Origin of the sequence: uncultured Succinivibrio sp., from assembly GCF_902756765.1 — a bacterium.
Classification (GTDB): Bacteria; Pseudomonadota; Gammaproteobacteria; order Enterobacterales; family Succinivibrionaceae; genus Succinivibrio.
The window spans coordinates 1-10342 of record NZ_CACVSS010000071.1 but is presented as its reverse complement, the minus strand read 5'-3'; the positions used below and the strand labels follow the sequence as shown (position 1 = coordinate 10342).

The 10342-nt window shown below is 40.4% G+C and carries 12 protein-coding genes; 11 read left to right on the top strand and 1 reads right to left on the bottom strand.

Annotated features, from left to right (window positions below; genetic code table 11):
* From QZU45_RS09315 to QZU45_RS09265, 11 genes are all read left to right on the top strand, one after another.
* The coding region (locus QZU45_RS09315) for a hypothetical protein (RefSeq protein ID WP_295354519.1) at positions 1-197 on the top strand (197 nt) is incomplete at its 5' end.
* Positions 197-919 (top strand): nicotinate (nicotinamide) nucleotide adenylyltransferase, encoded by a 723-nt coding sequence (gene nadD, locus QZU45_RS09310; RefSeq protein ID WP_295354516.1) that lies wholly within the window; start codon positions 197-199, stop codon positions 917-919. The genes QZU45_RS09315 and nadD, both read left to right, overlap by 1 nt.
* A gap of 1 nt (position 920) precedes the next feature.
* The gene (rsfS, locus tag QZU45_RS09305; protein WP_294997832.1) at positions 921-1256 is read left to right on the top strand and encodes a ribosome silencing factor; all 336 of its coding nucleotides are present in this window, start codon (positions 921-923) and stop codon (positions 1254-1256) included.
* Between the two features lie 3 nt (positions 1257-1259).
* Positions 1260-1730 carry a 23S rRNA (pseudouridine(1915)-N(3))-methyltransferase RlmH gene (gene rlmH, locus QZU45_RS09300; protein WP_074838904.1) on the top strand — a complete coding sequence of 157 codons (471 nt, stop codon included), beginning with the start codon at positions 1260-1262 and terminating at the stop codon, positions 1728-1730.
* Positions 1731-1856: 126 nt separating this feature from the next.
* Entirely contained in the window at positions 1857-3875 is a 2019-nt protein-coding gene (gene mrdA / locus QZU45_RS09295) for a penicillin-binding protein 2 (protein ID WP_295354512.1), read from the top strand.
* Between the two features lie 34 nt (positions 3876-3909).
* Positions 3910-5061, top strand: a complete 1152-nt coding sequence (gene rodA / locus QZU45_RS09290; protein ID WP_295354509.1) for a rod shape-determining protein RodA — start codon at positions 3910-3912, stop codon at positions 5059-5061.
* Positions 5062-5097: 36 nt separating this feature from the next.
* On the top strand, positions 5098-6105 hold the full coding sequence (gene mltB, locus QZU45_RS09285; protein WP_295354506.1) for a lytic murein transglycosylase B: 1008 nt from the start codon (positions 5098-5100) through the stop codon (positions 6103-6105).
* Positions 6106-6243: 138 nt separating this feature from the next.
* Positions 6244-7245 carry a septal ring lytic transglycosylase RlpA family protein gene (locus tag QZU45_RS09280; protein WP_295354503.1) on the top strand — a complete coding sequence of 334 codons (1002 nt, stop codon included), beginning with the start codon at positions 6244-6246 and terminating at the stop codon, positions 7243-7245.
* Between the two features lie 22 nt (positions 7246-7267).
* Positions 7268-8551 (top strand): serine hydrolase, encoded by a 1284-nt coding sequence (locus tag QZU45_RS09275; RefSeq protein WP_295354500.1) that lies wholly within the window; start codon positions 7268-7270, stop codon positions 8549-8551.
* Positions 8552-8588: 37 nt separating this feature from the next.
* Positions 8589-8894: a DUF493 domain-containing protein gene (locus tag QZU45_RS09270; RefSeq protein ID WP_295354497.1), complete on the top strand. Its 306-nt coding sequence runs from the start codon at positions 8589-8591 to the stop codon at positions 8892-8894.
* Between the two features lie 7 nt (positions 8895-8901).
* Positions 8902-9966, top strand: a complete 1065-nt coding sequence (locus QZU45_RS09265; RefSeq protein WP_295354495.1) for an ElyC/SanA/YdcF family protein — start codon at positions 8902-8904, stop codon at positions 9964-9966.
* A gap of 240 nt (positions 9967-10206) precedes the next feature.
* Here the strand turns inward: QZU45_RS09265 and QZU45_RS09260 are convergent.
* Positions 10207-10342 (bottom strand): zinc ribbon domain-containing protein (locus QZU45_RS09260; RefSeq protein WP_295354521.1); only part of this gene is annotated, 136 nt, incomplete at its 5' end.

The following is a 10342-nucleotide window of genomic DNA, read 5'->3' as shown; positions in this document are numbered from 1 at the left end:
TACTGCCATCCACTTCTGATGTAATTCTCCGCGCAGCCCAAACCATGCCAGAGGATTTCTATGATTATCTTGTAACGGAACTTGCCCAGGCAGCAAAATATCTTCAGGAATTTGACGATAAAAAGGCATATCAGTCACTTCAGAACATGGCTGTCTCTGTTTATACATCTGCAGTACGAGAATTGAAAAAACTCTAATGGAAAAGACTATAAAGAAAATCGGAGTTCTTGGAGGCAGCTTCAATCCTCCACACAATGATCACATAAGAATTGCAGAATATATCAGGAACAGACTTGATCTTGATTTATTTCTCATTGTGCCTAATGCCTTGCCTCCTCACAAGGATACCTGTCATGTTGAATTTTCACACCGCCGCAGGATGCTTCAGATACTGACAGAAAAACACAGCGCACTTCAGATAAGTGATCTTGAAAAAGATCCTAATGTACCACATTACACCATTGATCTGATTGATAAAATCAAGTCCGAGTATCCTCAGGCCACAGTATTCTTCTGCATGGGCATGGATTCACTTATTTATCTCGATAAATGGCGTAACGGACTTGATATAACAGATAAATGTAATATCGTGGTAATTGGAAGAAAGGGCTACAGTGTTGATGATTCAAATCCTGAGGTAAAGGATTATCTGAAAACTCATGCAGTTTATGAGTCGGATTCAGCTTTTTCAGAAAAGCTTAATGAAGAAAAAGGTAACTGCTTTTTACTAAAAGAATGCTTTAATGATGTAAGTTCTAGTAAAATAAGGCAGGAATTTGAAGAATACTATAAAACAGCTGAACAGCATATGGATTTAGCAGAATATGCCGATAAATTCTCCTACTCACTGACTTATCTTGATAGAGGGATTATTGAGTATATTGTAAAGAATTCACTATACAGAAAGAGAGAATCTTAATTTGGAAAACGATATTTTAATTCAGAAATGTATAAAGACTCTTGAGGATTCAAAGGCAAGAGATCTGGTAAGCATTGACGTTAAGGAACATTCATCTATTGCAGACAATATGGTGATCTGTACCGGTACTTCAAACCGACATGTAAGTGCAATTGCCCAAAGACTAGTAGACAATCTATACAAGGAAGGGTTAAAGCACATCAAGATTTCAGGGGAACAGCTTGGTGAATGGGTTATCGTGGACACTGGCTCAGTAATGGTACACATTCTTCAGAATGAAGCTAGAGAAAGGTATGAACTTGATGACCTATACCGCTGCATGGCCTCAGGATTTTAAGGAATGAAACTGATTATCATTGCTGTTGGCAACAAAATGCCTGCATGGGTAACTGAAGCTTTTACAGATTATCAGAAAAGATTTCCTCCTGAGATGAAACTGGTATTAGAGGAAATTGCTCCTGTGAAACGTAACGGAAAAAACTCCGATGAAAAGGCAAAGGAGCAGGAAGCAAAGATGATCCTTGAGGCTTTACCAAAGAAAGCCTACATAATCGCTCTGGATGAAAGAGGAAAACAGTTTACCTCTCTGGAACTTGGAGATAAGGTTGGCGTCTGGCAAAATCTTGGAATGGACGTGGTTCTGATTATCGGCGGACCAAACGGACTCACAGATGAAGTAAGAAACAAGGCTAATGAGCTGTGGTCCTTATCAAAACTGACATTGCCTCATCCACTGGTAAGAGTATTCCTTGCTGAAACCATCTATCGAGGATGGAGTATTTACGCAAATCTACCTTATCATCGAGCTTAAAATCAAGATTATTTGAAAAACTCCGCAAAATTCGTTAAAAAAAATAAAATATACGAATACTATAATTATTTATCGCTAAAATATTAAGTAAGTGCGGAAAATATAAGAAGAATTTTAGAGAAAAAATTGTCAATTTTTAGCAGAAAAAGTCGACACGAGCGTCCTCTTTTCGGAAAAATCAAGAAAAGACGTTATTCCTCAGAGGGCGGACTGGGTAAGCAGAATCGCAACGAGGAACTTGAACTAAGAGTATTCCGTTCCAGAGTTTTCATATGCATTGGTATATCCATACTGATGGTAGTTATCCTTTTCTGTAATCTTTATTATCTGCAGATTATCTCCTATCAGGACTATAAAACCCGTTCCAATGAAAACAGCATCAAGGTAATGCCGGTTGTACCTCCTCGAGGAATCATCTACGATCGCAATCACGTTGTTCTGGCAGATAATGCACCTGTTTATCATCTGGTGCTATTCCCAAACAAGCAGATCAAGACTAAAGACACCATTGTTGAATTAGATAAGCTGCTTGAACTAAACCTTTCTGAAAAAGATATTTCAAGATTGCTCTATGAATCCAAAACCAGAAAGAGATTCTCAGGAGTTGAGCTTTCTAACTTTCTCTCAGAGGAGCAGATAGCAACTTTTGCAGTAAATTCATATAAATATCCTAATGCGCAGATTGTAGCAAACCTGAAGAGATATTATCCATTTGCAGATATTACCACTCATACCACAGGTTACGTATCTAGAATCAACCAGAATGACGTAAAAAAACTGGCCAGCTCAGGAAAACTTGAGAACTATGAAGGCTCTACTGAAATCGGAAAACTAGGTATTGAAAAATTCTATGAGGATTCCCTGCATGGTGAAACCGGTTCAACCAAGGTTGAAGTCAACTCCCATGGACAGGTTATCAGGACACTGAATTATGAGCCTCCTGTTCCAGGAAAAGATCTCAAGCTCACCATTGATATCAGACTGCAGTATTACGCCCAGGAAATATTCGGTCAGATGAAAGGAGCTGTGGTCGCCATTGATCCTTCAAACGGAGAAATCCTAGCTATGTATTCAAATCCTAGCTACGATCCTAATCCATTTGTACGTGGCATCCGTTCTGGCGAATACAAACGTCTTCTAGACAATCCTGGTCATCCACTGATCAACCGAGCCACCCAGGGTGGTTATGCACCAGCCTCAACAGTTAAGCCTCTGCTCTGTGTAATGGGACTGAATGAAAAACTAATCACAACAAAAGGAAACTTCTTTGGAGCTCCTTATTTCAAACTGCCTGGTTCAACACATCAGTTCCGTGACTGGAGAGCCTGGGGTCATGGATGGATGGACTTATACAGAGCAATTGAAATCTCTGCAGATACTTATTTCTACGATCTTGCCTACAGAGCAGGAATCAACAGAATTCACGACTACCTTGACAGATACGGATTCGGAAAGAAAACCGGAATTGATATTTCTGAGGAGTCTTTAGGAATAAATCCATCTCGCGACTGGAAAAAATCTCGTTTCAATCAGCAGTGGCATCTTGGTGATACCGTACCTATCGGTATCGGTCAGGGCTATTGGACCTCAACACTGATGCAGCTTGCAAAGGCTCATGCAACCCTTGCAAACCGAGGTGTTACAAGAACGCCTCATCTACTTAAGGAAATGGTTGATCCAACTACCAATGAAATCACCGCATATACTCAGGAAGAACCTGAAGATACACTGAAGGTTACAGATCCTCAGTACTTTGAGGACTGTAGAACCGGTATGTATCTGGTGGTTAACGGACCGGAAGGTACCGGCAGAAGAGCATTCTTCGGGGCAAAATACAAGGCAGCAGGAAAATCAGGTACAGCTCAGGTTGTATCCATCAAGCAGGGTGAAAAATACAATGCCGCCAAGCTCAAGGTTGAACATCGAGACAATGCTCTATTTGTTGCCTATGCCCCATTTAAACAGCCTAGAATTCTTGTAGCGGTTATTCTTGAGAATGAGGGAGGCGGTTCGACAAAAGCAGCCCCTGTTGCCAGAGCCATGATCGACAAGTATCTTTTAGATCTTTATCCTAACGGCTACATGGGAGATCCAAATCCTCAGGTAGTAAAATTCGGAATGGGTGGCACTGTCGTATTACAGTAAAACAGACAAAACAGTTTAATATCAGAAAAATAATATGTCAGAAGATAGAAATACACTAAGTCAGGTTAACAGCAACAGCATAGGTAAGAATTTCTTCACCCGACACCACATTGATCTTCCTTTAATGTTTGGTCTATTCTTAGCTCTCTGTTTCAGTCTGTTTGTTCTTTATTCCGCATCTGGTCAGGAAGCAGATATGCTGATTCGACAGATTACAAGAACAGGCGCGGCTTTCGTGCTGATGATTGCAGTTGCTCAGATTCCACCTAAATACTTTGCAAAAGCCTCAACCTATCTGTACATCATTGGCGTTATTCTACTGGTTTTAGTAGAGCTTTTCGGAGATATTTCCAAAGGAGCTCAGAGATGGCTTAATCTTGGTATTGTAAGAATTCAGCCATCAGAGTTTTTCAAGGTGGTAATGCCTCTTTCTGTAGCAGCCTTCCTTGCCAAAACAGCACTTCCTCCAAAACTACTGCACACCATCTGTTCATTCATTATCGTAGGTATACCTACAGTTCTGATTCTAATGCAGCCTGACTTAGGAACTGCAGCACTAGTTTCAGTTGCAGGCTTTATCTGTATCTTTATTGCAGGTCTGTCATGGTGGTGGCTGATTGCAGGAGCAATTGCCGGAGCAGCCGCACTTCCTGTAATCTGGAATTTTGTGCTTCACGACTATCAGAAACAACGTGTATTTACTCTGCTTGACCCTTCATCTGATCCATTAGGTGCCGGCTATCACATCATTCAATCTAAAATCGCCATCGGCTCAGGCGGTCTTTATGGAAAAGGCTGGCTACAGGGTAGTCAGTCTCAGCTGGACTTTTTGCCAGAACCTCATACTGATTTTATTTTTGCTGTGCTTTCAGAGGAAACTGGACTTGTAGGCTTCCTCATTCTGATATCACTATACTGTTTTATAATCGGAAGATGTGTCGTCATCACCTTAAATGCCCGTCATAACTTTGAAAGAATTCTGTGTGGAAGTTTCACTTTTACCTTCATGTTCTACATATTTGTAAATATCGGCATGGTGTCAGGTATTCTCCCTGTAGTAGGTGTACCACTGCCGCTGATCAGTTACGGCGGTACAGCAATGATTACCCTCATGATCTGCTTTGGAATCATGATGTCTATTCACACTCATAAAAAAGTAAGTTTCTTTATGAAGGATAATAAGTAAGGAGGCTGCACCCTTGGTGCGGACATATAGAAAAGAATGAAAAAAACAATTAGTAAACTGGCCATCGCATTGGGATTATCCTTTTTTGCCAATTCATACGTAGCGGCAGCTCCTAATTATAATGAACTTGCACAGTACGCTGGAATTGATGTTCAGACACTTAAAGATGCAATCTCCCAGGCTGTTTATCAACAGAAGATTATTGACGCAATAACCAGACCATCAGAGGGGAAACCTTGGTGGCAGTATCGCAAGATCTTTATTACCACCTCAAGAATCGAGGCTGCTGTAAAGTTCTATTTCGAGAATGAAAAAACACTTCTAAAAGCTCAGAAGGAATTCGGTGTTCCTTATGAGATTATCTGTGCAATTATTGGAGTAGAGACTTTCTTTGGTAAAAATATGGGCAGCTGGAGAGTTCTTGATGCACTTTATACTCTTGGCTTTAACTATCCAAAAAGAGAAGCTTACTTCTCAAAGGAATTTGCTAGATTCGTAGCATTGGCTTCAAGAGAAGACTGGAATTACAACGATATCAAAGGCTCTTATGCAGGAGCTATGGGTATGGGACAGTTTATGCCTTCTGCCTATCTTGACTATGCCGTAGACTACGATGGTGATGGCTATGTAAATCTTTTCTCAAACAAAGTGGACGCTATCGGCTCAGTCGCAAACTATTTCAAAGGGCACGGCTGGCAGACCGGCAGAGGAATCTACTATCCTTGCCATATCCACAATGCAGATCCTAAGGTTCTTATGGACAAACAGTGGAATCTGACCGTCGAAGAACTATATAAGTCAGGGGCAACAACCAAGGTAAATCTAAGTCCAAATCAGAAAATAAGACTGTTTGCATATGATCTTGAGAACGGTCAGAAGGGGTATGCTGTAGGACTTGAGAATTTCCACTCAATTATGAGATACAACACCTCTCCGCTGTATGCTCGTGCTGTATATGAATTGTCAGAGTTCATTGCAATGGGAGTAAATAAGGTAAAACAGCAACAGGGGCAGAAAGTAGTACACAGAAGCAAAAAGCCATAATCTGAAAGTCACAGGCTTGAACGCTGAAAACAAAATAAATATAAAGTAATAAAAATGCTTTTAAGTGTAACTCGTAAACATTAAAATGTTATGCTTGAAATCTGTTTTTTGCCGATGAGAATGGAGAGATTCTTTTTAATGAAAAACATAAAATTTATAGCTACCATTATTACAGTTTCAGCGGCACTTGTTCTTCAGGGATGTTCATCTTCTTCATCGGGTGGTGCTCCATCATTCTCAGGATCATACAGATACGGAACAGGTCCAAACAAGACAAAGCCAAAACCTCAGACAGAGACAGTCAATATCAATGGTGTAGGCGGTGCGGTTCCTAAATATGAATATCAGAGAACAGGCGGTTGCAACAAGGATTATAGAGTTTTAGGTAAAAACTATATGATCTGGAACGGTACCACTTCATATATCGAAGAGGGTATCGCCTCCTGGTACGGTCCTGGGTTCCATGGACAGAAGACCTCCAACGGAGAAATCTACGATCAGAAGGGCTTTACAGCTGCCCATAAAAATCTGCCATTACCATCCTATCTAAAGGTTACAAACCTTCGCAACGGTAAAAAGGTTATTGTAAGAGTAAATGATAGAGGTCCTTTTGTAGGTGACAGAATTCTGGATTTATCAGAAGGATCAGCTCGCGCCATTGATATGGTAGGAACAGGAACCTCAAAGGTTAGAATTGAACTTATCAATGTAAGCTCAAACGGAACCTACACCAATGCAGTTGGTAAGCCTGCCGGTGTAAAACAGCAGCAGTATGCACAGGTTGTGAACAAGAAAACCTCATCATATCAGCATATTGGAGCTGCAACCTCAAGATCTGCCGGAAGTTCTAATACAGGCTACATAAATACTAATAATCAGGGAATAACATCTAATAGAGCAAATACTGTATCCAATACAGTTCCTGGCTGGTATGTCCAGCTGGTTGCATGTAATTCAGATCTGATGGCAAATGAGATTAAGAATAATGTTCAGACCAAGATCTCATACCCAATCGTAATCAGAAAGGAAGGCAACATTAACAAGGTACTGGTTGGACCATTAAATGAAGGCTCTGCAAGAAAAGTTGCCGCATCATTAAAGCAGAAGGGTTATACTGATTGTTTTGTAAAGAGTTTTTAAAAAGAAAAACTAGGAAAATAAAATGTCATTAAATAAGGTAATTAAAACCGCATTATTAGTTACTGCTCTTGTTTCAGGTTTAAGTGCATCCGCAGAGGATAATATTCCAGATCCATTTGCTCAGATGAAGGCCAATGCAGATGCATCAAATCCAACAGCTGTTCCTGCAAATGGAGTTGCTCCTGCACCGATAGTAATTCCAGAGCCTCCAGTATTTGACGCCCAGTCATGGGTTCTAATGGATTACAGTTCAGGAAGAATTATCTGTGAGCACAACGCACACGAAAAGATTTGGCCTGCTTCACTTACAAAGATGATGACTGCCTATGTTATCGGCATGGAACTTAAGGCTGGCAGACTTCACATGGAAGATGATGTTACCATCACAGAGGATGCATGGGCAAAGAAATATACCGATTCATCTAAGATGTTCATCGAAGTTGGTAAAACCATTAAAGTAGGAGATTTGGTTAAGGGCATCATTATTCAGTCTGGTAATGACGCCTGTGTTGCTATGGCTATTCATCTGGCTGGAACACAGGAAGGTTTCGTTTCTGTAATGAACAACTACGCAGCTCAGCTAGGACTTAAAGATACCCATTTCTCAAATGTTCATGGTCTGTATGACGAGCTGAACTATTCCTCTGCTTATGATATGGCTCTGTTAGGCCGTGCAACCATCAGAGATCTTCCTGATGAATACCCTCTGTACAGCCAGAAGGATTTCACATTCAACGGCATCAAGCAGATGAACAGAAACCGTCTTTTATGGGATAAGTCAATCAATGTTGACGGCATCAAGACAGGTCACCTTTCACAGGTTGGATATAATCTTGTTACCTCCGCCACAAATGACGGTATGAGACTTGTTGCCTCAGTTATCGGTGCAAAATCAGAAAAATTACGTGCAGACTATAATAAAGCCCTATTAACATACGGTTTCCGTTACTTCCAGAGATATACTCCTGTTTCTGCCAACAAGGTACTTCTGACTAGAAATGTTCGCATGGGTCAGACTAATCAGGTTCGACTAGCAATACAGAATGATCTGAATCTGATGATTCCTCGCGGCCGTCAGGGTGATATCAAACTTGGATACAGATTAAAGAAGAGTGTCTTCACTGCTCCTATCAACAAGGGTGATGAGCTTGGTGTGATTGAGGTTAAGATCGATAACAACATTATTTCAACTGTACCTCTGGTATCTGTAGACACCATTGAGGAATGCGGATTCTTCGGAAGAATCTGGGATAAGATCTGTCTGTTCTTCTCCTCTGACGAAGAAGTTGTTGAAGAGGCTGAATAGAGATATCTTTAAAGGAGATTGGTTCTATCCATGAAAAATGGATAGAACTTCAATGTTTATGACAGATTCATATAACAAATTAGAAAAACTCATGGAATTTCCATGTGTAGTTGGATTCAGAGTGATTGTTGATGCATCAATCGTGAATTCACTTGGTGAGGTTGAAAAAGCCATAAATGAGGTAGAGGCTGGAATTATGCAGAAAATTACAGATGAACCTCGCAAAAGTTCAAAAGGAAACTATGTTTCCTACACAATCCCTGTAAAAGTAAATAAGGCAGAAAACCTGAAACTTTTATATGAAAAAATCAGTGCGTTGCCTTGTGTTAAACATGTAATCTAGGAAGAATATGTCATATCAAGATCAGTCTGAGATGAGGTTTTCCTCTGATATGTCGAGCTTTTTAAAGGCAGTAGGCTACATTGGTCTATTGGCTTTAGTCATTGGAATTCTCTTCCTTGTTTTAGGCTGTTTCAGGATTTCAAGCTACGCTTTTAAAACCTATGAAAGCATAGACAAGATTCCTCATAATAAAGTTGGACTGCTTCTTGGAACATCTTCACTGAATTCAAACGGACAGCCTAACGATTACTTTACTTATAGAATCATTGCAGCTGCACAGCTGTTCAAGTCAGGCAAGATTGATTACATTCTGGCATCAGGAGATAACCTGCATCACTCATACAATGAGCCAAGACAGATGATCAGAGCACTGATTAAGGCTGGTGTTCCATCCGATAGAATAGTGGCTGACTTTGCAGGCATTTCAACTCTGGATTCTGTTATAAGAGCCAGAAAAGTGTTCCTGCTTAAGAATGTAACCATTATCTCTCAGGATTTTCAGAACGAACGAGCTTTGTTTATTGCTGACAAATACGATCTGAATGCAGTTGGATTCAATGCATTAAGCCCTAATTACGGATTTTTCTCAAAAGTTGCCATAAGAGAGTTTTTCGCCAGAATCAAGTGTGCTTTTGATGTTTATCTATTAAAGAGTCAGCCTAAGTTCTTAGGTAAGCCTGAGTCTATAGGCAAATCAGCTCTTCCAAAGGAAATGTCAAATAAACCAAAGAAACTTACATCACCACTTAAGTTCATCACAGACAATGCGAAGATCCTCAAGGAAAAAGCTAGAATTGCAAAATACGAACCAATTGCCAAAAAGACTACAGATACAGCCAAGATGATCAGAAAGAGAGTTGAGCAGGCTGAATATGAATATTACATTCCTGAGGCTAGAGTTCCAGAAAACAAGATTGATAAGCAGCAGATCGAGGTATTAAGTGAGGAGCAGACTGAAGCTTTAGAAGAAGCCAATGAAGTTGCGTCCGAAAGTCTGAATGTCGGAACCTCAAATACCTACATCGATCCAAACATTCCTGCAAAACCAAATCTTCAGGCAAATCCAGATTAGACAGAAGAGCAGGCATTGGAAAAACTCATAAAGATTAGTTTGGATTGAAGTAAGTTATATCCTTCAACTTATATGACTTAAAGAGATTTTTTGACTCTCCCACGACTGAAGTCGATGGGATTCCTGTTTCATAGACCACAGCATAGAGAACTACGTCTTACACGATCTCTTGGAGAATTGCTCCTCCCGCTTTTCAGCACAGGCTTAAAATTCCGTATGCCCTACGGTATTGTCAGTATTTCAGGCTACTGACAAGCCTTTATTCAGGATATTCACGCTGGCATTTAAATCTCTGTCGTGCCTTGCGTGGCAGCATGGGCATTCCCATACCCTAACCGAGAGATTCTTTACCAGAGGATTCTTATATCCACACTTC